Origin of the sequence: Prevotella sp. TF12-30 (assembly GCF_003436715.1) — a bacterium.
GTDB classification, from domain to species: domain Bacteria; phylum Bacteroidota; class Bacteroidia; order Bacteroidales; family Bacteroidaceae; genus Prevotella; species Prevotella copri_A.
The window spans coordinates 25,987-52,539 of the sequence record NZ_QSQJ01000016.1; the positions used below are offsets into that span (position 1 = coordinate 25,987).

Below are 26,553 nucleotides of genomic sequence, written 5' to 3' on the forward strand. Positions count from 1 at the left end.
AAATTTCAGGGTTCAATTTTCAAACAGTTAAGAAAATGACTAGAGAAGAGGATATTAAGAATGCAGTAGAATGCATGCGTAAGGGTGGAGTGATTCTCTATCCTACAGATACAGTTTGGGGAATCGGTTGTGATGCTACCAATCCTGAGGCTGTGAAGAAAGTATATGAGATTAAGAAGCGCGATGATTCTAAGGCGCTTATCTGCCTCATTGACTCGGCAGATCGTATGGCTCGTTATTTCCGTAATGTGCCTCAGGTGGCTTGGGATTTCATTGATGCGGCTATGCCTGTCAAGCCTACTACCATTATCTTGGATGATGCGAACGGTGTGGCTAATAATCTTGTCGCAGAAGATGGTAGTTTGGCAATGAGAGTTACTTACGAGGAGTTCAGCAAGCAGCTTTGCTATCGTTTCCAGAAGCCTATCGTAAGTACAAGTGCCAATGTAAGTGGCGAGCCTGCAGCTCAGAACTATCGTGATATTTCAGAAGAGATTCTGAATGCGGTAGATTACGTGTGCTGGACCCGTCGTCAGGAGCATAAGCCTCACCAGCCTTCAAGTATTGTTAAGATAGCTAAGAACGGCGAGGTAAAGGTTATCAGATAATCATTTATATTGATTGCTGTATATAAACAGCCTGCTAGGAGTTTTTTCTCTTAGCAGGCTTTTTTCGTAGTCTATACCTTAACTGTAGATATATCATATAGCAAGAATTAATATGATAATATAACAAGAAACCCTGCAAGAAATAAATCTTGCAGGGTTTATCCTGGGTGGAAGGTGGGACTCGAACCCACGACATTCAGAACCACAATCTGACGCTCTAACCAACTGAACTACGTCCACCATATTGGTATGTTTTGCTTATCCGGAAAAGTTGGGTGGAAGGTGGGACTCGAACCCACGACATTCAGAACCACAATCTGACGCTCTAACCAACTGAACTACGTCCACCATTTTCTTGTAAGCGGGTGCAAAGGTACGAAAAAAAAATGATTCCACCAAATTTTTTCGTACCTTTTTTCTATTTTTTTATTTAGCAGGGCCATTTGGCACTACTGGAGCTGCCTTTTGAGCATCTGTACCTGCTGCAGGAGCCGCTTTCTGAGCACCTGCTGCTGCATCCTTGCTAGCGCCTGGCATGGCAGGAAGAGCAGTCTGCTCCTGAGTTGCACCCTCCATAACGCTATTTTCGCCTGTTGCCTGCGGAGCAACGTATGCGCAAGCAACGCTGATTACTACCATAAGAGCTGCGAGACCCCATGTAATCTTTTCTACGATGTCGGTAGTCTTGCGTACACCCATGATGGAATTGGTTGAAGAGAAGTTAGATGCCAATCCACCTCCCTTTGACTCCTGGATCAACACGATGAGAACCATCAGGATTGAAACCAGGACGATTAATACTACAAATAATGTGTAAGCCATTTTTTAATTTTAAAACTAGTTTTATTATTATTATTTTATTTATTTTTTATCCCTTTGCAGAGCATATTATTTCTTAGCATTCAGTATCAGCTTCTCCAGAAACCTGAGTTGATCTACATAATAGGCACTCTTTTGTGGGTGCTGCTTATGCAGGCGATCGATAATCTGATAGGCTCTCTCATACTTTCCCTGCTTGATGTAGATTCTTGCAAGGGTTTCTGTAAAGATTCCGCCGTTATCGCTTGACTCGTTATGGGGAGTTGCTTCGGCAGGTTCAGTTTCTGTATCTGTATCTGATCCTATATCTGCTCCTGTATCAGATTTTGTTTCAGATTCCTCTGTGCCGTTGATTTTCTCCAGATTAAAGCCACCTTCTTCAATGAAGTCATCGATGAGACTGATTGTACGGGATGGTTGTTCCATCTTCTGTTCTGTCTCAGTCTCCATCAGATATGATACGTAATCTACTGCAGCATCGGCTGGAGTAGGCTTGCGCTTCTCTTTCTTCTTCTCGTTTTCCTCAGCATCGGTAGGGATGGAGTCGAGGAAGTGGTCGATGAGGCTGCTGGTGCGATCTTCTTTCTTCTTGGCATCAAGAATGCCCATACCTTGTGGCTTATTCTGGGTACGCTTGAGCTGATAGTGAGCTGCCTCTATCATCTGGAAGATGACTTTGCGGTCGGAGATATAGATGGCTGCTCGGCGAAGTTCTTCATCGAAGCTGGGGTCGTGGAGCAGGTATAGGTTTTTCAACATCAGCAGGCGAGCCGTCTGATAGTACGGATAAAGAGCCAAGAGCGCACGTAGGTCGTAGAGCGTCTCTCGGTCCATTTCCTCAGGATGTTGTATTAATCTATTTAATTCCACGATGTTTTGCTTTTTTCTTTGAACATTGAATTTTTTACCAGTTAGCTACAGTTGCATTGAATATCTGATCAACCAAATCCTTTACCATCTGGGTAACCAGCTCTTCCTGCACTGATGCCAGGCTCTGAGTGGTATCGTAGGTCTTGGCGGAGGTAAACTGTCGCTCGAAGTCCTCGTTGTGGTTTTTGGTATTGGTGAAGCGGACGTTCACTGTAATGCTCAATTCGGTCTGTGCAGAATATCCCTCTGCACTCACCGACTTGTTACGCTGTGAGTATTGGGTGATTTCTCCCTCAATCTTCAAATCTCCGTTTCGGGAAACCTGGCGCAGCTGAGTGTTGCTGGCAAACTTGTCTTTCAGCTCATTGTTGAACATCGGACCCATTGGTCCCCAAACATACGAGCTTCGGATAGGGAAGTCGGCCAACTGGATGGTCTTGGTCTTGGTGTAGTCAATGCTGGCTCCGTTAAACTTGTAGCTTACGGAGCAGGCAGCAGTAGCTCCCATTACCAATATGATGCCTATTATATATAGGTACGCGCGTAAGTGCTTCATTTTTTTTATTCTTTATTATTGTCTTTCCCAGCAATGAGTCATTAATCATTTCCGAGCCCGTATTTCTTGATTCTTCGATAGAGGGTGCGGTCGGAGATTCCCAATTCGTCGGCTGCTTTTTTTCTATTGCCATTGTTTCTCTCCAATGCTTTTTCTATCATCTGCCTGCCCAATTTGCTGAGGTTAAGCGATTCGTTCTCGCTCATCTCTTCGTTGTCGAAATCCTTGATTTCCTCTGCCTCTACTTCCTGAGCTTCTGGTCGGGAATGTATCAGGTCTGGATGAGAGTTCAGTATGTCCGAGTGCGACTGTATGATATCCGACGTACGAGATGGTGTCACATCTATTGGATAGTTTGCGGGTATGATACTGTTGTCTATCGGTTGTGATTGAGAGAACCCTTGGGCACCGTTCAGTCCGCGCGCTTCATCAAGTTGTTTTCTCAAAGAGTTCATTTCGCGTCTCAAGTCGCTTACGTTTCCTCTCAATTCGTACAGAATCTTATAGAGAATTTCTCGTTCGCTTTCATAGCTGTGCTGCCCTCCACTCTGTTGGGGAATCGGGGCCAGCTGTGTACTCTCCTCATCTTTTGGGATGAATTGGAGAAGTGCATCCAGTCCGATTTCTCTTTCTTTTGAGAGTACCGACATCTGCTCTGTGATATTCTTGAGCTGTCTTACGTTTCCTGGCCACTTGTATTTCAACATTAGTTGCTTGGCATCTTCCGAAAGCGAGATTTTCGGCAAGTGGTATTTCTCAGCCATTTGCATGGCAAAGAGACGGAAGAGCAAGAGTATGTCACCGCCACGTTCGCGCAAAGGAGGCATCTGGATAGGAATCGTATTGAGACGATAGTAGAGATCCTCACGGAATCTTCCTTCGCTCACAGCCTTGCGCATATTCACATTGGTGGCAGCTACGATACGAACATTGGTCTTTCGGATTTCTGTACCTCCTACTCGGATATATTCACCAGTTTCCAGCACACGAAGCAGTCGGGCTTGGGTCTGGATAGGGAGTTCTCCTACCTCATCGAGGAAGATGGTTCCCTTGTTGGCTATTCCGAAGTAACCTTCGCTTTCACCGATGGCTCCAGTGAAGGAACCCTTTTCGTGTCCGAAGAGTTCGCTGTCAATGGTTCCCTCTGGGATGCTGCCGCAGTTGATGGCGAAGTATTTCTCTCTTCTTCGTGGAGAATTGTCGTGGATGACTCTTGGAATGATTTCCTTACCCACTCCGCTTTCTCCGATGATGAGCACAGAAAGGTCTGTCGGTGCCACCTGTAAGGCAACATCGAGAGCACGATTCAATCCGTCGCTGTTTCCGACGATATTGTATCGTTGTTTTATCTTTTGAAGTTCGGAATTATCCATTTAGCTGCCAAAATTACATATTTTTTTTGAATTATCTGCTTTTTTCGTCCAAAAATAGGTTATGGAGAGCAGAAAATAGGTGATTTTTAACTTTTTCGCCTATCTTTCTGCTCTTTTTCCTTAATTTCTAGTCACGTATCAGGCTGATATTGCTGCCGGAAACATACAAGTTCCAGCAGCTAATTTCGCCTTGTTTTTTACTCTTTAGAAGCTGGCTTCTGACCAGCCTGAACTGCAGAGAGAACAGCTGAGAGAGCTGCAGCAGCCTGTGCAGCCTTCTGCTTGTTTGGCTGTTGAGCTTTCTGGTTGTTGTTTTGCTGCTCATTGTTTCTTGGAGCATTGTTCTGCGCCTCCTTCTGCTCGTTATTTCTTGGAGCATTGTTCTGTGCCTCCTTCTGCTCGTTATTTCTTGGAGCATTGTTCTGCGCTTCCTTCTGCTCGTTACCCTTAGGTGCTCCCTGTTTTCCGTTCTTTGAAGGGAATGGAGATGGAGCGTGCTTCTTAGGGATAGAGAAGCGAACCTTTTCACTTTCGTCTCGCTTCTCGTGATAGAGTTTTGGCAGCGGGTTTGTACCCACCTCGTCGCTTGTTTCGCGATGGCGGAAAGCATCGAGTGCCGTGAAGATAGCATGGCGGAATGATGTTGGGTCTGCCTCGTTGCAGCCTGCCATGAAGTAGCAAGGAGTTGTGTTGGCTGCGGTATGGATGAGTGGCAAGCCTGCAGTGTAGAGCACGCCATCCTCGTTGTAGAGAGCATGGAATGGCACGGTAGCCTGATCGTAGTACATTGCCATGATTCCATCGAATTCGCTGAAGTAACCGCTGCCGAAGAATTCGTCTGCAGGGTAAGGACCAAACGCCTGGATTCCCTTGTCTGCAAGGTGGTCGATGGCAGGGATGATGATTTCGCGTTCCTCTTTGCCGCAACTCTGTTCCTCGTTGATGCTAGGATTCAGGGCGAGTACGGCGATACGTGGATTGGTGATGAGGAAATCGCGCTTCAATGTCTGCCAGAGCAATGTTGTCTTGCTCACGATACTTTCCTGACTGATTGCTCCAGCTACTTGAGCCAAAGGTGTCTTTTCTGTGATAGCTGCGATACGGAGGTCGTCTCCGATGAGGATGCTCAGGGAACTGTTGCGGTCGCCGATGCATGTTTCGATGTACTCCTTGTGTCCCTTGAAGGTATATCCTTCTATTTTGACGTTCTGACTGCTTACTGGTGCTGTAATCAAGACATCATAGAGATTGTTGCGATAGTCGGTCATAGCACGGTCGAGTGCTTTGATGGCTGCAGCTCCTGATTCATCAGTAGGAAGTCCCATATCTACCTTAACCTCTTCATCTACGGCTGCGAGGAGGTTGATACGTCCATCTTCTGCATCTTCTGCTTTCTGGATGATAGAGAACTGGGCTGGCAGATTCATCGCCTTGCGATAATAAGCTGCCACTTTAGGTGAACCATAGATGATTGGGGTGCAAAACTCCAACATCTCTGGCTCACTGAATGCCTTAAAAATGAGTTCATATCCGATACCATTGGTATCTCCGTGGGTGATAGCCACCCTGATTTTCTTGTTGTCCATTAATACTTATTTTATAGTAGAAATCGCAGCTTCGAGCTGCTTGATTAATATTTTCTTTTTCATTTCGGGAGCATAGACGAAGCCGATGATGTAGAGGTCGTAGCCTTGCTGAATTTCTGCTTGGCTTGTTGACTTATGAATGCGATGCATGACATAAGGTCCTCCCATGGCATCCCCCTTCATCTCCCAGAGCCCTCTTTCTGAAAGAACTGGAATCACCATATACATGCTGTCGGTTTCACCGGGCATGTTGGTTCGAAGAATGCTGTCGATCTGAGCTTTGTCATCTGCAGAAACTGCATTTGAATTCTTCATTCTTCGTTCTTCACTCTTCACTTTAAACACGAGCAGGTTTTGCATTCCCGTACTTGCATTATTTGAGATCCAGATGAAGTCTTTTGCTTTTTTGCTGGCGTTCATCGAGACCGGAATCTTCATGTCAATTCCAAACATCTTCTTGATTTCGTCCTGCATCTCCTTGTTTTGTTTGCTGGGGTTGCAGGAGATGATATCCGCCAGATGTTTCAACTCTACTTCATCCACGATTCGGCGGAGTCTTTCGCCATTGAGTCTTTCCCGCAACAGCTGTGCCGAGCGGGCTGTAATGCGGATGATATTCTGCGGTGCAGCATTTTCGTCGTGGCTCAGCCTGACGGAGAAATCCCGCTCTCCAATATTCACGACGATTCGGGTTCTGACGAGCAGATAGCTGCCTTGTGTCTTGCCCTTTTTCACCTGAATCAGTCGGCAGAGTGGTTCGGGTTGGGGCAGTCCTGTCACATCCTCCGTCAGCATCTTTGTCACGATGCTGTCGGTATCACCCTCGAGTACCACCTCGTAAGGTTGTCCCGTGCTGGCTGGCTTTTTCCCGTTCTTACCTGTTATATCGCAACTTGTCAGGAGAACGAATATAAGATAGAACGGGAAAAGGAACGTTATCGTTTTTCTCACCATTATGCTATTCTCTCTACATCTCCTCTTTCTGCTTCTCATCCTCATGATGTCGGATTTCTCCGATCTTTTTTGAGGTGCTGAGCAGACCGCAGGCTGCATAGATGTCCTGGCCGCGGCTGGCACGGATAGTGGTGAAAACCCCATGGGAAGTGAGGTAATCACGGAACTGCTCCATCTTCTCATCGTTCACCCCCTGCAGCGGGATGTCGGGAATCTGATGGAAGCGGATGAGATTGAAACGGCAATCAAGCCCCTTTACCAGTTTGATGATGGCCTTGGCATGCTGCATACTGTCGTTCACTCCCTTGAATACGATGTACTCGAAACTCAGGCGGCGCTGATGAGAGAAATCGTAGTTCTTCAGAAGCTCTACCACCTGTTCTATACTCATTCCGCGTTCAGCAGGCATCAGTTCTGCACGTTCTGATGGTATCGGGTCGTGCATTGAAATTGCCACATGGCATTCGCTCTCTTCCAGGAATCGCTTCAGCTTATTCTTCACGCCCACAGAACTTACAGTGATTCGTTTCGGACTCCACGCCCAACCGTAATCGGCGGTGAGAATTTCAGTGGCACGAAGCACATTGTCGAGATTGTCCATCGGCTCGCCCTGTCCCATGAATACGATGTTGGTGAGCTTGTCCACCTCAGGCAGCGAGTAAATCTGGTTCAGGATGTCGCCGGCAGGTAAGCTACCCTCGAATCCCTGCTTTCCTGTCTGGCAGAAGAGGCAGTTCATTTTACAGCCCACCTGTGATGAAACGCAGAGGGTGGCACGGTCTTTATCCGGGATATAGACCGTTTCTACGAATTTGCCGCTTCGGGTAGGGAAGAGGTACTTGATGGTACCATCCACAGAGTATTGTGCGTCAGAGAATTCTGCGCATCCTATTTCGTATTCGGCAGCGAGCTTGGCACGGTTGGCTTTCGAGATGTTGGTCATCTCATCAATGCTCTTTACGTGCTGCTCATAGAGCCACTTCGCCATCTGTCCGCCGGTGAAGGCAGGCATGCCGAGATCCTTAGCCACCTGCTTCAATTCAGCAAGTGTAAGACCTAAAAGATATTTTTTTTCATTATTCATACTGCAAAGATACGCTTTTTTGCTGAAAAATTCGTATCTTTGCCACATATTTTAATATAATAAGCTAAAATAAGGTGAAAATGAGAGAAAAAATAGATCTTTTCTTGCCTTGTGACGACCTACAGGAAGCTAGATTTACGACCATAGATCTTCACGAAGACAAAACAGTACAGCATATCAACCTCCTGGTGAACGCTGACTTCGCTGCCCAGCATCCGGTGCCGGAAGGTTGCACCTTCATTGCCGTTGACCGCCTTGAGAGTTCTAACACTGTAGAGAGCATCGCTGAGAACACCGATGCCGACTATGTGTTGATCTGTACCAAAAATACAGATATCCAATGGGGCAATCTCGCATTGGAGCGTTTTCTCCGTGTGGCTGATGACACGGGAGCTGTGATGGTTTACTCCGACCATTATACGAAGGTGTTGGATGAGGAGGAAACTGCCAAGTTCCAGGCTTCATTGGGTGAAGATGCTTCTGAGCAGGAGAAATCACTGAGAGTTTCTAAGTTGGAAAAGCATCCGGTAATCGACTATCAGCAGGGTTCACTCCGTGATGATTTCGATTTTGGAAGCCTCTGGCTCATCAAGGCACAGGCTCTCCGTGATTATGTAGCTCAGCGCGATCGTCAGGAATACCTCTATGCAGGTCTCTACGACCTGAGACTTTATCTGAGTCGAGTGGGAGAAATCTTCCATATCAATGAGTATCTCTATACCGAGACTGAGAGAGACAATCGCAAGAGCGGTGAGAAGCAGTTTGACTATGTGAATCCTCGTAACAGGGAGGTGCAGATAGAAATGGAAAAGGCTTGTACCCAGCATCTTGGCAAATTGGGCGCTCTGATTGATACCTGTTACTATCGTCAGCCGAATTTTGATGAGCAGGACTTTGAATATGAGGCATCTGTCATCATCCCAGTTTTCAATAGAGAGAAGACCATCGCAGACGCAGTGCTTAGTGCAATGAGCCAGAAGACCAATTTCAAGTTCAATGTCATCGTCGTAGATAATCATTCTACCGATCGTACCGGTGAAATCGTGCAGAAAATAGCTGATAGTCCACGTCTCTTCCTGCTCCAACCTGCAAGCAAAGACCTTGGAATAGGTGGATGCTGGAATCTGGCCATCTCTAGCGAGTTTTGCGGAAAGTTTGCCGTTCAGCTCGATAGCGATGACCTCTATTCTTCTACCGATACACTGCAGAAGATAGTAGATGCTTTCTATCAGCAGAAGGCTGCGATGATTGTGGGTTCTTATCGTATGTGCAACTTCGAGCTGCAGACCCTTCCTCCTGGACTTATCGACCATAAGGAGTGGACCGAGGAGAATGGATGCAACAATGCCTTGCGCATCAACGGATTAGGCGCTCCTCGTGCTTTCTTTACCCCGTTGGCAAGACAGATACCGTTTCCTAATACCAGCTATGGCGAGGACTATGCGATGGGCTTGGCTTTCTCTCGCCGCTACCGCATCGGCAGAATCTATGAGGAACTCTACCTCTGTCGTCGCTGGGGAGGAAACTCTGATGCTGCCCTCAGTATAGAAAAGGTGAACGCCAATAATCTTTATAAAGACCGTTTGCGCACCATGGAGTTGAAGGCACGTCAGCAAATGCTGTTGGGTAAGGCTGATATCATGGAAGATAGCAGTATTTCCCGATTCTTCAATCGACAGTTGGAGCAATGGGGGGAGGCACGCCATCGTTATCGCGACCTCAAGCACGTAGAGACCAGGACTCTCTCTGAGTTTGTGAAGTTGCAGTGGAATCCGGCTCGTATGGTAAGCACGGGAGCCAAAATCGACAAGAAGGCATTGAGCGAGCGCCCTTGCTTCCTCTGTGCTGCCAATCGTCCGGAAGAACAGATGGTGCAGCAGATAGACGACAAGTTCCAGCTGTTGGTGAATCCGTTCCCTATCTTGCCAATCCATTTCACGATCCCGGCACGCAAACACCAGTATCAGCTCATTTATAAGAACTATGGTGAGATGCATAGATTCCTGAGTCTGCACAGCGACTTGATGGTATTCTATAATGGTCCGAAGTGTGGAGCTTCTGCTCCAGACCACCTGCATTTCCAGGCTGGTTCTAGTGGACTTCTTCCTTTGCAGGCAAACTGGCAGCGCCTTTCCCGTAATCTTACCGATATCATCTCGCTGAATGATGATGAGAAGATTGCATTGGTTCGCGATTTCATCGTGCCAGCCTTTGTTATCATCTCGAAGAGTGAAGAGAGTGATGAAACCCTCTTCCGCCGACTTTACAAGGCTTTGCCTCATCGTGGCGACGAGAAAGAGCCAATGATGAACATCGTTGCCTGGCGTAAGTGTGAAGAATTCATCACTGTGGTTATCCCAAGAGAGAAACATCGACCAGATGCTTACTTTGCTGAAGGGGATGCACAGGTGATGGTTTCGCCGGGAGCACTTGATATGAGCGGACTCATCATTACTCCTCGTGAGGAAGATTTCCGTAAACTCACCGATGAAAAGGCTACTGCTATCTTGCAGGAATGCGGCATCAGTCCAGAGAAGGTAGAGACTATCGTTAACAAGCTGAAGGCGGCAAAGGAGGCTAAGGCTGCTGTCGGAGCTTCTGCCTTATATAATAATGGTAAGGAGCCGGAAGTAACTGTTGGAATCGTGAGTGCGCAGAAGGTTCATTTCATACTCAACAAACCTTATCTTGCCAAGGGAGAAATCGTGATTGGTGAGCAGGAGGTGGAATTCTCAGAAGGTGGCGTGCTTTGGAACGGAAATCAGTATAGTTCACTGACTTTCCATCCGCAGAGCTCGAATGCCTCTTTCTCCTTGAGTGATGTAACCATCGGTGTAAACTTCCATTGGGAACGCAAGGAAACCCAGACTTTCCTGGGTACGCTGAGATTCCTGGTAGAATCTGATAAGATTTTAGCCATTAATGAGCTGCCTGTAGAGAAATATCTGGAGAGTGTCATCAGTAGTGAGATGAGTGCCACATCCAGTCTCGAACTCCTGAAGGCGCACGCCGTGATTTCCCGTTCTTGGCTTTTGGCTCAGATGCAGCATCGCAGAGAGGTGGCGGAGAGTGGCAACAATTTCTTCTCTTTCGTGAAGAAGGAGGATATGCTCATCCGTTGGTACGATCGCGAAGATCATACTCTTTTCGATGTTTGTGCCGATGACCACTGTCAGCGTTATCAGGGAATTACGAAGGAAACCTCACCACATGTGGCAGAGGCGGTAAGACTCACCAGAGGACAGGTTCTGCTGGATGGTGATGAGATTTGTGATGCCAGATTCTCGAAGTGTTGTGGCGGTATTACCGAAGAGTTCCAGTATTGCTGGGAGAATACGCCGAAGAATTATCTCACAGCCGTAAGGGATATTGCCTTGGGTGTAGAGGATGCAAAGGTTATGCCTGATCTTACCAGCGAGGAAGAGGCTGAGAAGTGGATTCGCTCGAACCCACCTGCTTTCTGCAATACGACAGACAAGAAGATTCTTTCGCAGGTATTGAATGACTATGACCAGGAGACTGCCGATTTCTATCGCTGGAAGGTAACGCTCACTCAGGAGAAACTCCAGCAGCTTATCGCTGACAAACTGAAGATGGACTTTGGTGCCATCCTCGACCTGAAGGCCGTGGAGCGAGGTAAGAGTGGAAGAATCAGCAAACTCCAGATTATCGGTACCGAGAAGACCTTCACCATCGGTAAGGAACTCGAAATCCGACGTGCGCTCAGCGATTCTCATCTTTTAAGTTCTGCTTTTGTGGTAGATAAACAGGATGAAGATGAGCAGGGAGTACCTCAGCGTTTCGAACTCATCGGTGCAGGATGGGGCCATGGAGTAGGTCTCTGTCAGATTGGTGCTGCTGTGATGGGAGAGGAAGGTTATCTGTATGATGCCATTCTCCTGCACTATTATCAGGGTGCAGAAATCAAGAAACTCTATAAATAGTGATGTAAAATGGTAACAAAGAAAAATAGTCGGAATCCATGGGCTTGGATTCCGACCCTCTATTTTGCGGAAGGACTGCCTAACGTTATCGTGACAGCCCTCTCTGTGGTTATGTATATGCAGTTGGGCTTGACCGATGCTGAGGTGGGTCTCTATACCGGATGGCTCGCCCTGCCTTGGGTTATCAAACCCTTGTGGAGTCCATTCATCGACCTGCTGAAGACCAAGCGCTGGTGGGTATTGACGATGCAGGCGCTCATCGGAGCAGCTCTTGCCGGAATCGCCTTTTCGCTGCCTACTGCATTCTGGTTCCAGGCAACGATGTGTTTCTTCTTCCTCATCGCCTTCTGTAGTGCCACCCACGATATTTCGGCGGATGGTTTCTATATGATAGAGTTGGATGAGCATACGCAGACCAAGTTCGTGGGTTTGAGAAATACCTTCTATCGCCTTGCCATCATCTTCGTGAATGGATTCCTGGTGATGCTGGCTGGTGTTCTCCAGGTGCTGTTCCGTAACCAGATTCGCTTCTCATGGGCGCTTATCTTCTATGGATTGGCAGGTATGTTCATCGGATTGTGGCTTTATCATAGCCGGTTCATGCCGCGTCCGAAGGAGGATGTGCAGACCGATAGAACGGTGGGCGAAGTGGCGCACGAACTGAAGAATATGTTCCGCACCTTCTTTGTGAAATTCGGATTGGGAGAAACCATCTGTGTGATGCTCTTCCTCCTGCTTTATCGTTTCCCGGAAGCACTCTTGAATACGATGACCAAGACCTTCATCCTTCGTCCTAATTCACAGGGCGGACTGGGATTGTCTCCGCAGGAATATGGTTTTGCCAATGGTACGGTGGGACTGATCGGTTTGCTGCTGGGTGGCATCATCGGCGGTATTCTGGTGAGCCGCGATGGTATGAAGAAATGGCTTTGGCCGATGGTTTGCGCCATCACCCTGCCGGATGTGGTTTACATCTATTTGAGCTACTCACTCAATAGCGACATTATCGTGGTTTCAAGCTGTCTCTTTATCGAGCAGTTCGGTTATGGTTTGGGCTTCACGGTTCTTACCCTTTATATGCTGTTCTATAGCCAGGGCAAGTTCAAGACATCCCATTATTCCATCTGTACAGGTATCTCTTATTTAGGTTTGATGTTGCCAGGTATGGTTTCGGGATATCTGAAAGATATGGTAGGCTATCGCTTGTTCTTCATTATCGTGATGGCATGCTGCGCCATCACCTTCCTGGTTACCGCTTTCCTGAAGATAGATCCTGAGTTCGGAAAGAAAGAGAAGGAAATCAAGGAGGAAATAGAAGAGGAAGAAATGGAAGTGATAGAATAATATTTCTATAGAAGACAGAATCTATCTCTATATGAAGATAGAAACTGTTTTCTATATATAAATAGGTGAAAATCTGAGAAAAGGTCGTTGGGTATCGTCCCAACGACCTTTTTAGGTTAAAGTATTTGAAATCTTTTTCTTCTGCCCTTGTGATATCATTTTAATATCGTATATTTGCGATATCAAAATGATATCAATATCAATAACGTAATAAATAAAGTAAAATTATGGAGAATAAGGAATTTACGTATCAGGGAAAGACCTTGAATGGCATCCTGATGTTAGTGTTAAACATCATCGGCTTCCTGGCTGGAGTTGGCTTGTTTATATTTGCCTGCGTTTCGCAAGAAGGCTGGCTGGCAAATGTCTGTGGCGTTTGCGGCGTGTTGCTTCTCATCCTGAGTATCATCTGCGTTTGCGGTTTCATCCTGGTAGAGCCGGGTCAGGCTCGCGTATTGCTTTTCTTCGGTAAGTATCGTGGCACTTTTACAGAGCCGGGTTACTATTGGCTGAATCCGTTTATCAGTCAGAAGAAGCTTTCGCTTCGTGTGCGTAACCTCGATGCCGAACCTATCAAGGTGAATGACAAGACGGGTAATCCGATTATGATTGGTATGGTGCTGGTGTGGAAACTGAAGGATACCTACAAGGCTATCTTCGAGATTGATACCCAGACCATGGCTGAGGGTTCTACAGGTCAGGCTGGCATTGGTGCTTCTGCTGCACAGATCATGAACATGCTGGGCCGCTTTGTCCAGATTCAGGCAGATGCCGCTCTCCGACAGGTAGCTGGACAGTATGCCTACGATGATGACGAGGGTGGAAAGTCGAATCAGATTACGCTTCGAGATGGAAGTGACGAGATTAATAAGGAGTTGGAAGCTCGCATCGATGAGCGATTGGCAATGGCAGGTATCGAGGTGGTAGAGGCCCGCATCAACTATCTGGCTTATGCTCCGGAGATAGCAGCCGTAATGCTTCGTCGCCAGCAGGCTTCAGCCATCATCTCTGCCAGAGAGAAGATAGTAGAGGGTGCCGTGTCGATGGTGAAAATGGCATTGCAGAAGTTGAGTGATGAGGATGTGGTAGAGCTTGATGACGACAAGAAGGCTGCCATGGTCAGCAATCTGCTCGTAGTGCTCTGTGGCGATGATACCGCCCAGCCTGTAGTAAATACGGGAACATTGAATCATTAAAAAAGTATGGCTAAAAAAGAAACAAATACGAAGAATTTTATATTGCGCATTGATTCGGAAACGATGAGTGCCATTGAAGCGTGGGCGGAGGATGAGTTCCGCTCAACCAACGGCCAGCTGCAATGGATCATCGCCGAAGCGCTGCGCAAGGCTGGCAGACTGCCGAAGAAAAAGAAGGCTGCATCAAAGAAAACGAAGGAAGAAGTCGATTCAAATCAAATAGGAGGGGAAAAGAAAGATGAAGAATAAAATATTTAATTTTGTGCTCGGTTTATTCAAAAATGGCGATAAGGAAGAGCAGGCTGGCATCTTTGCGCAAGTCAAGATCTATCGTTCTACAAGTGCCAGGGTCTTTGAAATTATTGTAGGAATCCTGGTTCTTGCCATGTGGCTGCTCACCATCAGGAATGTCATTCATGCCACATCTGATGATTTGCCTTATCTTCTTCTGTTGGCTGGAATGGGTACTTTTTTCCCTATTGCTTGTTTGCTTCACAGCTATCATCCAAAGGCCAATGACTTTCCTTTCGTCAAGATAGTCAATGCCAGACAGGTATATTACCTGTCTCTGTTGGATCGCTATGCAGCTTTATGGTCAGCCCTCTTCTGGTTATGGATTAGTTGTATGGATTTTATCGGAAGTGAGCCTGTATTTGTGGGTGGAGTGATCGTTTGCTGTGTTCTTTTATGTCTGAACGGTGTATTCTTTTTTTATAAGATATACCAGTTGAGAAACCTGGTAGAAGTAGAGAATCCTGAGCCAGCTATCAAAAACGAGAAACTCTTGACCATCGGTGTGTTGGTATTGACGGCGGTTTTAGGTTTTGCGATGCATCTTCTGCCTATTTGGGATTGTATGCCAAAGATATTAAGTGGAATTTTAAGAGGAATCCTCGTCATAGCAATGGTTGTCGGCATCGTCTGGGTATGCAAGAGATACTTCGGCCTTTTCCGTGAAATTGATAAAGACGCCTCCGGTTCATCCAGGAAATAGAGGCGTCTCCGATTCGTCGCAACGGTTATTTATTCCCCGATAATCGTTGCGATGAGGTGTCGGCTTCCGCCTCCCTCTCTGAATTCACAGAGGTAAATTCCCTGCCATGTACCAAGGTTCAGTCTGCCATTGGTAATAGGAATGGTGAGCGATACACCCACCATGCTCGATTTGGCATGTGCCGACATATCCGTAGGTCCTTCATCCTGGTGCAGGTATCTTGGGTCGCCATCTGGAACCAGTCTTTCGAAGATACCCTTCAAATCATGTCTCACATCCGGATCGAAGTTCTCGTTCAGCGACAATCCGCAACTGGTATGTCTTACGAAGAGATTCAGAATCCCCGTCTTAGGCAGCGCCGGCAAGTTCCTCATCACCTCGTTGGTTACGAGGTGAAAACCGCGAGGAAGCGGGCGCAATGAAAATTCTACTTGCTGTATCATATTCTTCTTTTTATTTATATTCTTATTCTTTATAATAATATCAGTATTCTTTATAATTCCTTTTTCAGCCATTCACCGAAGAACTTATCGTACAGTTCGTAAGTTCCATCCGTCTCTGTAACAAAATCTTTCTCTAATAATCCCTTGATTCCACCTTGTACAAAACTGGCGGAAGGAAGATTGTGCTTCTTGATGAATGCCGATGACATGATGTTTTGAGCCTTGCCAGCGTTGCAGATGGCAAAGAGAAGTTCCTTTTGCTTAGCTGGCAATTGAAAGAGGAGTGCTTCGTATGCAAAAGCACTCTCGTCTATAATCGAGTTGAGTGCCAGTTCCATCATCTTATCGTCAGCCCTTTCCATCATCTTATCATCAGTCCTTTCCGTGAGGGAGAAAATCTTGTTGAGCATCCTCTGCAGATACCAGGTGATGCCGTCAAAACGGTCGTATATCTGATAAATGGTTTCTCGTTTGATATGCTTCTGTCTTTCTTCGAAAAGACGAGTGGTAAAGTCTGCATATACCTCTCTATCAATAGCTTTCAGTGTTTTAATGGAGGTGCTTTGGTAGAAAGGACGGGCATGACTCAAGAACATCTCCGACATCATGTTACGCTGAGATCCTGCAAAGATGAAACTGGCATTATGACAGTGCTGAATGTAAGTGCGCAGTATGGCTTCCACATTTGCTTCTCTATAGCTGCTGATGGTTTGAAATTCATCAATGGCCACGATGCAAGGCTTATCAGCGCTCTCCAGATAATGGAAAATTTCATCGAGCGTTGTGGTTGGACTGGTGATTTCTCCCAAATCTACTCCCCACGAAGGCACGCCATTCATGTCGAAGCTGATGGACGAACGGAGTGAGTGGAGGCAGTTAAGAAAATGTTCCACTACTTTGGTGCCTTTAGGTTTCAGACTTTGCAGAATACTTCTGCCTAGCTCCTGAATGAAATCGGCTAGGGTTTTTGTGGCATAAATATCTACAAGGAATGTATAGTATTTATCCTTGATTTCTTCCTGTGCATAGACGTGTTGCACCAACCCTGTTTTGCCGATTCTTCTAGGTGCAATCAGGGTGATATTATTGCCATTCTTGATTTCTCTTATCAAGTCGATGGTTTCCTTTTCTCTATCACAGAAGTAAGCGTCGGATATGTATCCTCGCAGAATAAACGGATTCTCTATCATTATATTATCTTCTTTATTATTTTTGAATTGTCCTATATCTTTCTGATAATCATGGTGCAAAGATAATTATAATTTTATTATTATGATACTATTATAATGCAAATATAGGAAAGTTTAACCATTTAAGGAATTCTCTTCCTTGCTATCTGCTACCCCGAAAAATCTTCTTCTTAGAAGAAGGAAAAAAAGAAGAAAAATAGTTTCGAAAAAATTTGGTGGTTTCAAAATAATGATGTACTTTTGCATCCGAAATCAAGCATTAAGAGTTGCCCAGTTGCGGCACACCAACCGAGTTTCGCATAGAGATAACCACGGTGGTAAAAGAATGTGTAAGTGTTTAACAACTTAAAATAATTATCTTTATGAATCCAAATTCAGATTTAAAGAACAAAAAGAACAATGAGAGTGTAATGGCAGCTAATGCCGAGTCTTCAACTGTTGATGCAGGCTATGCCGAGTCAAGAATTTCAGCGTATGCTGCCCGTTTTGCCGCTTACAGTGATGAGCGTTTGAAGCAGACCGTGGATCACGAGCGCAAGGTTCGTGGTTGGGGCAGCGAGCGCAGTTACTTCCTTGCCGCCTTGCGAGGAGAGTGCGAGAAGCGAGGCATTGATTACTGCTGGAAGTAGGGGAATGTTTCCCACGGATTTCACAGATTTCCACAGATTTTTTTGACCAATGCGGTCGGATGAAGGTCACGCAGATTTGGCTTTCCCTTCGGCCGCCGATTTTCAATTCGCAAATGACGCAGAATTTGTTCGACCGTACAGGTCGAACAGTTTTTGCTAATCTTGGCAGAATACTCTGCAGAATTGGCAACAAAGGATAATTAAATTAAGCTTTGCTGCCAAAACTTCATGCTTTTTTAACCTGTTTTTCAATCCATTTCATCAATACCGCTACTGCATATTGCTGTTCTTCTTTTGTCAGCTGTCTTCCGGCAGGTATGTGATGCCATTTGAAGAAACATCCACGACAGCAGCAGCCTGTAGCATGCTGGGCTATAAATACAGGATGCCCTCTCATTGGTGTCTGTTTGCCGTCATTGGGTATAACGGCAGGAGCAAGGCGTTTGGCAACAAAATCCTCTGCATGCTTACGGATGGTTGCCAAGCCCTTTTCTGCAATATATTCCTTATCCCTCTTCGAAAGGTGAAAACGGCTGCGGAATGCGGATTTGGAAAGTCTTTCAAACAGATCCGTCAAGTCATACTCTTTGTCAGGAGAGGTATGTTTTTCCTTGTTTTCAGAAGAGACAGAATCTTTCTGATGATCCTCTTTCTCTTCAGAAAACAAATTGAGCTCTACATATCTAGTATGGTTTGCCCTTGAATCTTTTTTCATTTCTATTTATCTCCTATATCAATTAATCCCCTATATATTTTATGGATATATTTAAAATCAACGTTTTTCATTTACTTGGCATTTTCATCAGTTCCTTCAACGCTTTTCTTCTGGGTATTCGGCAAAAATCCTGCTATGATGCCGAGCAATGGCAGGAAGGCACTCACCTGGAAGATAAACTCAATACTGGTCTTGTCGGCCAGCCAGCCGAAGAAAGCGGAGCCCAGACCTCCCAGTCCAAACATCAGTCCGAAGAAAATGCCTGCTATCAATCCCACTTTATCGGGCATCAGGTCGGTGGCATATACCACGATGGAAGAGAATGCCGAGGCAATGATCAAGCCGGAAAGGAAGGTACAGATGATGGTCCACGTGAAGTTGACGAAAGGCATGGCGATGGCAAAAGGGGCTGCTCCCAGAATGGAGAACCAGATGACATACTTTCTGCCAAACTTGTCACCCAGCATGCCTCCTGCTACGGTACCTATGGCAAAGGCGGCAAGGAATACGAAGAGGCACAGCTGCGAAGTCTGCACCGAAACACCGAACTTATCTATCAGGAAGAAGGTGAAGTAACTCGTAATGCACGCCGTATAGAAATACTTGGAGAACACGAGCATGATGAGGATGAACAGAGCCCAATACTTCACCCTTTTAGAGATATGGGTGTTGAGAAGCGGTTGTTTCTGCGGATGGTTCACCACGTAAGCCAATCGTGCCTTATACCAGACTCCCAGTCTTACCATGATGATGGCGGCCAGTAGGGCTGCAAGGGCAAACCAGGAGATGGCATGCTGACCGAAAGGCAGGATGATGATGGCTGCAAGCAATGGTCCTATTGCAGAACCTCCATTGCCACCCACCTGGAAGATGGATTGTGCCAGACTCTTCTTGCCTCCCGATGCCATCTGTGCCACTCTCGATGCTGTGGGATGAAACACGGACGAACCCAGACCTACAACGCTCACTGCCAGGAGAATCAGAAAGTAATTCTCGGCGAAAGCCAGCAGGAGCAGACCCACCAATGTGAAACACATGCCGATGGAGAGGGCATAGGGACGGGGATGCTTATCGGCATAAAGTCCTGTGAAAGGTTGCAGAATAGAAGATGTCATCTGGAAAACCAGCGTGATGATGCCTATCTGTGCAAACGAGAAATCGAACTTATCCTTCACTATCGGATAGATGGAAGGGATGATCGACTGAATCATATCGTTCAGGAAATGGGAAATGCTACAGATGATGAGCATGGAATACACAGTACCCTCTACCATCGTAGGATTTCCCTTGATTTTACTGCCTATAGACTTGATGTTCATTTCTTTTGTTCATTTGTTTTTTACTCTCTTATTTGAAAATCAACTTTTTATGTTTTTTTCTGCTTCAAGCTCCAATAACCTTCTCTTTGCGTCTAATCCTCCGGCAAAACCTGTAAGGCAATGATTGCTACCGATAACACGATGGCAGGGAATGAAAATGCTGATGCCATTAGCTCCGATGTCACCAGCCACGGCTCTTGTGCCATTGGGGTTACCCATACTTATGGCTATTTCCTTATAGCTTCTTGTTTCTCCGTAGGGTATGTTGAGCAATGCATGCCATACTTTTTTCTGAAAATCGGTTCCTATAGGACGCAACGGAATATCGAATATCTTGCGGATGCCGGTGAAATATTCATTCAGCTGCTTCTTGGCAAGTTCCAGGATAGGGGTTGTCTCAATTTTGAACTCAGCCTTCATATACTGCGAAACCCGAAGCTTATTGCGCTCTGCACATGGCATTTCATTCCAATCACAAAGACACAAATCATCACCCACAGATGCCAGAATTAACTCTCCGCAGGGCGAGTTGTAATATTGGATGTTTATTTGCTGCATTCTATCAAATACGATGAAACGGAATCTTTATTTTTCATACAATTCTATCGGCAAACCATCTGGGTCACTGAAGAATACAAATCGCTTGTCAGTATATTCATCCGTGCGTATAGGCTCATGAGCGATGCCTTTACTGTCAAGTTCATCAATTGCATCCGAAAGATCATCTACCTCAAAAGCAAGATGGCGCAGACCGGCTGCTTCCGGATAGGAAGGACGTGCTGGTGGGTTAGGGAAGGAGAATAACTCGATGACATAGTTGTCATCAAGCCAGCAGTCAGCTTTCCATGAGTCACGTTCCTTACGATAGTTTTCACTCATGATCTTCATTCCGAGCACATCTGTGTAGAAATGCTTGGATTTCACATAGTCGGAGCAAATCATGGCTACATGATGGATTTTGTTAAGTTTCATATCTTATGAATGTTTAAATGTCGGTAATGCCCAAGAACTTACGCTGGGATTTCATTACTTCTTGAATATTCATGCCATTAAGTGCGTTATATTGTACTTATTGTGCAAAAATAATAAATATTTTCAGATTTCGCAAGATAAAGTACAATATCGCATTCTTATTTATAATATATTATACTTTTATTGAACTTTTCTTTGAGTTTTGCCATATTTTCATTTACTTTGCCAGTAAAACTATCATTAAGGTTATGACTTAACTCCTCAGCGACCGCAGGGAGCGATAACTCCTTTAACTTCTGAACTTGCGAAACTTGAATATACAATGGTATTTTGAGCCGATTCAACATAAAGTCACCTTCAGAAATAGCTTCTCAAAAACAGCAATTCAACTTTTATTCTCCTTTCACGACTACCATAGTATGCACATAATCAACCATTTAAGTGTGAATGGAGAATTCTGTACCCCTATGGGTATGGTAAGCGGCAATGTTGTGCCATAGTGAGGCAAGAAGCGCTACAAGCCGCTTTACGCCTCGTCAGTACTATCATGGCGACCTCTCAGTAAAGTCTTTGCGCCTTGTAAGTACTATCGCTGTTGCTTGTAAGTACTATCATAGTTGCTTGTAAGTACTATCATCGTTGCATCGGTTTTACGTAAATAGTCTTCGGAGTAACCTTTACTTGTTGTCGGAAGAATTAATGTTATAAGCCGGAGAACCCTATATCTTCAGCCGCACAACAGCTGTTGTGCGCTTGCATAACAGCTGATATGCGCTCGTCCAACAGCTGTTGTGCAAGCGGAAATCAGCTGGTGGGCGATTTCAATATCCGCTGCCCCTTCTCTAGAAGTCGCAAGGCAGGGCGGAGAGCTGCTGCATGATGGTCTTTGCCATACGGGCATGACCGGCATCATTAGGATGAAGACGGTCGGTATCCGGCTTGTTGAACATCTGGGCACCTGCATCGTAAAGAGGGAAGAGACCAGAAAGGGAGTTGAGGTCAATGACCGGCACCGCCCAAACATTGCCCACCTCCTTAATCGCCTTCACGTATTCATCGAAGAAGATGCCACGTACGTTCTCGTACATCTCATCTGGCTGAATGTTCTTGTCACCACTGGCAAAGAGGGCACGATGCACAGGAGTCATCACCACAATTTGCTTGGTAGGATACATCTGCTTCAGTTTCGACATGGCGATGTTGATGCGTCCTTTTAAGGTGTTCTTATCCATGGCAAAATGGCGGTGGCGACGCTGTGCCATTTCGCTTGGCTTGTGAAGGGCTACTCTCACACTGTCGAAAGTCTCAGTGTACCATTCGCCGATAGGCACACCATTGTTATAATCGTTGGTACCCATAAAGATGAGGATGGCATCAAAATCATCGCCATGCTCCTTCTGGAGCTTATCTGCCTGGCGGGGAATGTCGTTCCACTGTCTGCCGCTCACACCATAAACGTATGGGGTGATGCCGAGCCAATCCTGCAGGAATCCCCAGTATTTCACTTTAGAAGCCTTGATGTTCGGATCGGTGATGGAGTCGCCGAAGTAAGCCACTTTCTTTCCCTTCCAGGGATGCTGAAGGTTCTTGAAAGCCTTTTCTTTTTCGGCGATTTCTTTCTTGCTCATCGCTTTCTGGGCGAAGGCGGGCATGGTTGGCATCGCCAAAGTCAAGGCGAGTGCCAGGGTAATCATTGTTTGTTTCTTCATTGCTAGTTTGTTTTTAATCTCTTTCTAGGCGCAAAGGTACGGCAAAAATCTCATACTAAGCTATATTTTTTGTTCAAATATCGTTCTTTTTCTGCTTTTTTTAGTAATTTTGCAGCCGAAAACAAAAAATCGGTATTATTAAATAAGGTATTAAGAGGGATGACTGTAAGTTTGAATCATTTGAGTGATTTGGTTCGCAAGCGAGTGGCTGTTGCGGCTTACTATTTTGTACCGGGAGTGGTGTTTGCCAGTTGGGCAAGCCGTATTCCTGATGTTAAACAGATGTTGCATCTGAGCAACGGCCAGTTGGGAACGGTGCTTTTCGCTATTCCTATCGGCCAGCTTCTGATGATGGCTTTTTCGGGCGTTCTGGTGAGTAAGTTTGGCAGCAGGAAGATGATTCTGCTTGCTGAGGTGCTCTATGCTTTCGTGTTGTTCTGTATGGGAAGCAGCAGTACGGTGTTCCAGCTGATTCTTTCTCTGATGGCTTTCGGAATGATGGCAAATCTGATGAACATCGCTACCAATACGCAGGCTTGTCTGGTGGAGAAAATGTATGGGCGCAACATCATGTCGTCGTTTCATGGCTTGTGGAGTTTGGGCGGATTCTCGGGTGGTATCATTGGAGCCGTCTTTGCCAATACCCTGCTTCCGATAGAGGTTCACTTTGGAGCTGTCTTGTCGATGAGTCTTCTCATTATCGCTATCGGATTCAGATACCTGGTAGATGATGCTACAGCGAAGGCGGAGGAGGAAGATGTTCCGAAGTTCTCGTTCAAGACTATCGACCCGATTCTTTTTCTCCTGGGATTGATGGGATTTGCAGGCATGTTCTGTGAAGGAACTGTTTATGATTGGAGTGGTGTGTATTTCTCATCAGTAGTAAAACCCGATGAGGCTTTTATCCGTGCGGGCTATGTGGCTGGCATGGGAGCGATGACTCTGGGTAGATTCCTTGCCGATGGCTTTGTTACGAAATACGGCCCAGCCAGGGTGTTGAAGGTTTGTGGTGGTTTGATATTGGGCGGTTTGTGGCTGGCTGCTGCCTTTCCTTATCTGATTCCTGCCACTTTGAGCTTCCTGCTGGTAGGTTTCGGCATCTCTTCATCGGTGCCTATCTGTTACAGCATCGCCGGAAAGCTGGGAACCATCAAGGCGAGCATCGCCATCACCATCGTTTCGAGCATCAGCTTCTTCGGTTTCCTGGTAGGACCACCGGTTATCGGATGGCTTGCTGAGGCCACCGGACTCCGCATCGCCATCAGCATCGCCGCCTGTCTTGGTCTGATGATCGCGTTTGTTGCCGCAAAGGTGGAAAAGAGAATATCTTGACTGCTGGTGAATATGATTCATAGTGATGTTATTCACCACGATATTTCTTTTTATCCTTAATGGTAATTGTTTCTGCCCTTAATGATAATTGTTTCTTTTCTTAATGGATTTCTATGTTCAACACTGCTGAACGTAAGTTCAACACTGCTGAACGTAAGTTCAACACTGCTGAACATAGGTTCAACACTGCTGAACATAGATTTCTATTAGGGACAGAAACATTTTTCTTATGGCTTACCAAGAACTTTCCTGCTTCTCCTGCTTTTTCCGGCAGGTAAGAACGGACATCATTCTTATGAGCAACAAACAAAAAGGGTGTGACTAATCGACTAGTCACACCCTTTTTGTTTGAATTTACGTTGTTATATTAGATAAACAAGCTTCCTATCTGGAAGACCAGGGCTGATACTACCCATGCCAATAGCGTGGTGTAGCCGGCGGCGAAGCCTGCCCATTTCCAACTGCCCGTCTCTCCCTTGATGGCGGCGATGGTGGCGATGCAAGGGAAGTAGAGCAATACGAAGAGGAGGAAACAGTAGGCGGTGAGCGTTGCCTTAGATTCCGCCTCGGCATCGCTGTAACCGTAGGTCTTCTTCAAATCAGAAGTCATCTGCTTCTTCAAAACCTCATATTTTCCGTCTTCATCGTTGTAATCCTGATCGTCAGAGAAACTGTCGTTGTTGCTGTAGAGCACGCCCATTGTTGAGGCTACAATCTCCTTGGCACCTACACCGGAAACCAAGCCCACATCTAACTTCCAGTCAAAACCCTGTGGGGTAAAGATAGGCTCGATGGTCTTACCGATTCTGCCGATATAGCTCTGCTCCTGCTGAGCCTGGTTGTCAAGTTTCTCATTGTGAGGGAAGTAGCCCAAAGCCCAGACGATGATACTTGCCACGAGGATGATGCCACCCATCTTCTTCAGATACTGCTTACCCTTTTCCCAGGTATGGCGGCCTATCGCCTTCCAGGTAGGGAAGCGGTAAGGAGGCAGCTCCATCACGAATGGGGTATCTTCGCCCTTCACCACGAAACTGGCAAAGATGCGGCTCAATATCACGGCAAGGAAGATGCCGATGAGATAGAGTGATACCATAATGAGTGAACGGTATTGGATGGCAAAGAATGTTCCGATGACCATGATGTAGATTGGCAGACGAGCCGAACAGCTCATCAATGGCAATATCAGCATCGTTATCAGACGGGAACGGTGACTCTCGATGGTTCTTGTTGCCATCACGGCTGGTACGTTGCAGGCGAATCCCATAATCAGCGGAATGAATGACTTGCCATGCAGGCCCATCTTGTGCATCAGTTTATCCATGATGAAGGCGGCACGAGCCATATATCCCGAATCCTCCATATAAGAAATGAAGAAATACAGAATCAGAATCTGTGGCAGGAATACGATGACCGCACCAACACCACCAATCACACCATCTACCAGCATATCCTTCACTGGTCCATCCGGCATTGTATTGCTGATGAACTCGCCCAGCCATGCCACGCCGTCCTCAATCCATCCCTTAGGAATCTCGCCCAGCACGAAGGTGGCTGAGAACATGATGAACAGCAGGAGGACGAAGATTGGGAAGCCTACATATTTATTGGTCAGGATGCTGTCGATGAGATGGGTTACCTGATAGGTATCCTTTGCCTTGCCCGGTTCATAGCCCGCTTCCTGCAATGCTCCATGAATAAAACCGTATTTGGCATCCATGATGGCGGTTTCGCTATCTTCCAGAGTCTCTTCCTTCACACGCTTGGCTGCCTCATTGCGGGCTGCGAAGATTTCCTTGGCCGATTTCAGATGACTAACGTATTCCTCAGCGTGCTTATCATTCTCCAACAACTTGATGGAGAGGTAACGGGTGGAGTAGCGCTGGCGGATGGAATCATCTGCCTTCAGATATTTCTGGATATGCTCGATGCCGTGCTCTATCTCATGTCCGTGGTTGATGTGGATATGGCGATAGTGAGCGCTGGAATCTTCCTTGCCTTCGTAGAGTTCGATGATGGTCTCGAAGAGCTTATCCACGCCTCGACCATTGGTGAAGACGGTAGGAATCATCGAGATACCGAAGAGCTCGCCCAGCTTGTCGTAGTCGATGTTATCGCCACGCTTTTCGGTTTCATCAAACATGTTGAGAGCACAGACCATGCGGATGTGCATGTCTATCAACTGGGTGGTGAGATAGAGGTTGCGCTCCAGGTTGCTGGTGTCGATAACGTTGATGACGATATCCGGCGTATGCTCGATGAGCTGCTTGCGCACATAAAGCTCTTCCGGAGAATAGGCAGAAAGGGAATAGGTGCCTGGCAAATCTACCAGGTTGAAATGATAGCCGTTGTATTCGGCTTCGCCCACCTTGGCATCCACGGTTACTCCGCTATAGTTGCCCACACGTTCGTGAGCACCCGATGCAAAGTTGAAGAGGGAAGTCTTTCCGCAGTTTGGATTTCCCACCAGTGCCACGTTGATGACGCGGTGGAGTCTTTCTGCTTTCTGTTCTGCCAAGGCTTCGTTGCTGGCAGAGTCTTTTCTTTCAGCTACGAGCATCTTGTCGCCGAGCGCCTGCTCGTCGCTATCGTTGGAATCTACTACTTTTGAGTCAATTACCTGCTGGCGGTCTTCTTCTTCCGCCTTGCAGAGTTTTGCATCATGCTTGGCTTCCTCGATGGAAACCACCTCGATATGGTCAGCTTCGCTGTGTCGGAGTGACACCTCGTAACCCATAATCTTGTATTTCACAGGGTCCTGGAGTGGGGCGTTCAGGAGCACATCTACCTTCTTGCCCTTGATGAATCCCATCTCGATGACTCTCTTGCGGAAGCCGCCGTGGCCTGAAACCTTGACGATAACGGCGCTTTCACCTGTTTTAAGTTCTGATAATTTCATATATCTTTCCTTGAATT

Annotated in this window: 22 protein-coding genes, 2 tRNA genes, 1 pseudogene and 1 riboswitch; of the genes and pseudogenes, 8 read left to right on the forward strand and 17 right to left on the reverse strand. The window is 46.3% G+C overall.

Annotated elements, in window-relative coordinates; translation table 11 throughout:
- Positions 1-35: 35 nt before the first annotated feature.
- Positions 36-608: an L-threonylcarbamoyladenylate synthase gene (locus tag DXD25_RS07855; RefSeq protein WP_117662714.1), complete on the forward strand. Its 573-nt coding sequence runs from the start codon at positions 36-38 to the stop codon at positions 606-608.
- Positions 609-773: 165 nt separating this feature from the next.
- On the opposite strand, the gene DXD25_RS07860 is transcribed toward DXD25_RS07855, so the two are convergent.
- The 9 genes and pseudogenes from DXD25_RS07860 to rlmN form a co-directional block, all read right to left on the reverse strand.
- Positions 774-849: transfer RNA gene (locus tag DXD25_RS07860), tRNA-His, on the reverse strand.
- A 32-nt stretch (positions 850-881) separates the two neighbouring features.
- Positions 882-957 (reverse strand) — tRNA-His (locus DXD25_RS07865).
- A gap of 77 nt (positions 958-1,034) precedes the next feature.
- Positions 1,035-1,430: a preprotein translocase subunit SecG gene (gene secG / locus DXD25_RS07870; RefSeq protein ID WP_117662716.1), complete on the reverse strand. Its 396-nt coding sequence runs from the start codon at positions 1,428-1,430 to the stop codon at positions 1,035-1,037.
- Positions 1,431-1,496: 66 nt separating this feature from the next.
- A complete protein-coding gene (locus DXD25_RS07875) occupies positions 1,497-2,297 on the reverse strand; it encodes a tetratricopeptide repeat protein (RefSeq protein WP_117662718.1) in 801 nt (266 codons plus the stop codon).
- A 34-nt stretch (positions 2,298-2,331) separates the two neighbouring features.
- Entirely contained in the window at positions 2,332-2,853 is a 522-nt protein-coding gene (gene lptE, locus DXD25_RS07880; protein WP_187360457.1) for an LptE family protein, read from the reverse strand.
- Positions 2,854-2,894: 41 nt separating this feature from the next.
- The gene (locus DXD25_RS07885; protein ID WP_117662720.1) at positions 2,895-4,226 is read right to left on the reverse strand and encodes a sigma-54-dependent Fis family transcriptional regulator; all 1,332 of its coding nucleotides are present in this window, start codon (positions 4,224-4,226) and stop codon (positions 2,895-2,897) included.
- 497 nt (positions 4,227-4,723) lie between these two features.
- Positions 4,724-5,812, reverse strand: a pseudogene (locus tag DXD25_RS07890) (PdxA family protein); the annotation flags it as partial.
- 6 nt (positions 5,813-5,818) lie between these two features.
- Positions 5,819-6,766: a DUF4837 family protein gene (locus tag DXD25_RS07895; protein ID WP_158556315.1), complete on the reverse strand. Its 948-nt coding sequence runs from the start codon at positions 6,764-6,766 to the stop codon at positions 5,819-5,821.
- A 13-nt stretch (positions 6,767-6,779) separates the two neighbouring features.
- Positions 6,780-7,850 carry a 23S rRNA (adenine(2503)-C(2))-methyltransferase RlmN gene (rlmN, locus tag DXD25_RS07900; protein WP_117662725.1) on the reverse strand — a complete coding sequence of 357 codons (1,071 nt, stop codon included), beginning with the start codon at positions 7,848-7,850 and terminating at the stop codon, positions 6,780-6,782.
- A gap of 80 nt (positions 7,851-7,930) precedes the next feature.
- On the opposite strand from rlmN, the gene DXD25_RS07905 reads away from it, so the two are divergent.
- The 5 genes from DXD25_RS07905 (at position 7,931) to DXD25_RS07925 (ending at position 15,328) form a co-directional block, all read left to right on the forward strand.
- Positions 7,931-11,794: a DUF4922 domain-containing protein gene (locus DXD25_RS07905; protein ID WP_117662727.1), complete on the forward strand. Its 3,864-nt coding sequence runs from the start codon at positions 7,931-7,933 to the stop codon at positions 11,792-11,794.
- A 9-nt stretch (positions 11,795-11,803) separates the two neighbouring features.
- Complete coding sequence (locus tag DXD25_RS07910; RefSeq protein ID WP_117662729.1) at positions 11,804-13,138, forward strand: MFS transporter; 1,335 nt, start codon at positions 11,804-11,806, stop codon at positions 13,136-13,138.
- 227 nt (positions 13,139-13,365) lie between these two features.
- A complete protein-coding gene (locus tag DXD25_RS07915; RefSeq protein WP_117662731.1) occupies positions 13,366-14,334 on the forward strand; it encodes an SPFH domain-containing protein in 969 nt (322 codons plus the stop codon).
- 6 nt (positions 14,335-14,340) lie between these two features.
- Positions 14,341-14,583, forward strand: a complete 243-nt coding sequence (locus DXD25_RS07920; RefSeq protein ID WP_117662733.1) for a DNA-binding protein — start codon at positions 14,341-14,343, stop codon at positions 14,581-14,583.
- Positions 14,573-15,328 (forward strand): hypothetical protein, encoded by a 756-nt coding sequence (locus tag DXD25_RS07925; RefSeq protein ID WP_117662735.1) that lies wholly within the window; start codon positions 14,573-14,575, stop codon positions 15,326-15,328. The genes DXD25_RS07920 and DXD25_RS07925 overlap by 11 nt, the downstream gene beginning before the upstream one ends.
- 29 nt (positions 15,329-15,357) lie before the next feature.
- Here DXD25_RS07925 and DXD25_RS07930 read toward each other — a convergent pair whose 3' ends face one another.
- Positions 15,358-15,771 carry a secondary thiamine-phosphate synthase enzyme YjbQ gene (locus DXD25_RS07930; protein ID WP_006846346.1) on the reverse strand — a complete coding sequence of 138 codons (414 nt, stop codon included), beginning with the start codon at positions 15,769-15,771 and terminating at the stop codon, positions 15,358-15,360.
- Between the two features lie 50 nt (positions 15,772-15,821).
- Complete coding sequence (locus DXD25_RS07935; RefSeq protein WP_117662737.1) at positions 15,822-16,961, reverse strand: ATP-binding protein; 1,140 nt, start codon at positions 16,959-16,961, stop codon at positions 15,822-15,824.
- Between the two features lie 251 nt (positions 16,962-17,212).
- Positions 17,213-17,324: riboswitch (SAM-I-IV-variant riboswitch) on the forward strand.
- On the opposite strand from DXD25_RS07935, the gene DXD25_RS07940 reads away from it, so the two are divergent.
- On the forward strand, positions 17,324-17,590 hold the full coding sequence (locus DXD25_RS07940) for a hypothetical protein (protein WP_117662739.1): 267 nt from the start codon (positions 17,324-17,326) through the stop codon (positions 17,588-17,590). Its footprint overlaps the riboswitch before it by 1 nt.
- A 226-nt stretch (positions 17,591-17,816) precedes the next feature.
- Here the strand turns inward: DXD25_RS07940 and DXD25_RS07945 are convergent, their stop codons facing one another.
- The 5 genes from DXD25_RS07945 to DXD25_RS07965 form a co-directional block, all read right to left on the reverse strand.
- Positions 17,817-18,305 (reverse strand): DUF4186 domain-containing protein, encoded by a 489-nt coding sequence (locus DXD25_RS07945; protein ID WP_117662741.1) that lies wholly within the window; start codon positions 18,303-18,305, stop codon positions 17,817-17,819.
- Positions 18,306-18,376: 71 nt separating this feature from the next.
- Complete coding sequence (locus DXD25_RS07950; RefSeq protein WP_117662743.1) at positions 18,377-19,624, reverse strand: MFS transporter; 1,248 nt, start codon at positions 19,622-19,624, stop codon at positions 18,377-18,379.
- 39 nt (positions 19,625-19,663) lie between these two features.
- Entirely contained in the window at positions 19,664-20,182 is a 519-nt protein-coding gene (locus DXD25_RS07955; protein WP_117662745.1) for a methylated-DNA--[protein]-cysteine S-methyltransferase, read from the reverse strand.
- A 27-nt stretch (positions 20,183-20,209) separates the two neighbouring features.
- Complete coding sequence (locus tag DXD25_RS07960) at positions 20,210-20,596, reverse strand: VOC family protein (protein ID WP_117662747.1); 387 nt, start codon at positions 20,594-20,596, stop codon at positions 20,210-20,212.
- 842 nt (positions 20,597-21,438) lie between these two features.
- Positions 21,439-22,305 carry an SGNH/GDSL hydrolase family protein gene (locus DXD25_RS07965; RefSeq protein WP_233522230.1) on the reverse strand — a complete coding sequence of 289 codons (867 nt, stop codon included), beginning with the start codon at positions 22,303-22,305 and terminating at the stop codon, positions 21,439-21,441.
- Positions 22,306-22,464: 159 nt separating this feature from the next.
- Between DXD25_RS07965 and DXD25_RS07970 the strand changes: the two genes are divergently transcribed.
- Positions 22,465-23,637 (forward strand): MFS transporter, encoded by a 1,173-nt coding sequence (locus DXD25_RS07970; RefSeq protein ID WP_117662749.1) that lies wholly within the window; start codon positions 22,465-22,467, stop codon positions 23,635-23,637.
- Between the two features lie 367 nt (positions 23,638-24,004).
- On the opposite strand, the gene feoB is transcribed toward DXD25_RS07970, so the two are convergent.
- Entirely contained in the window at positions 24,005-26,536 is a 2,532-nt protein-coding gene (feoB, locus tag DXD25_RS07975) for a ferrous iron transport protein B (protein ID WP_117662751.1), read from the reverse strand.
- Between the last annotated feature and the right edge of the window lie 17 nt (positions 26,537-26,553).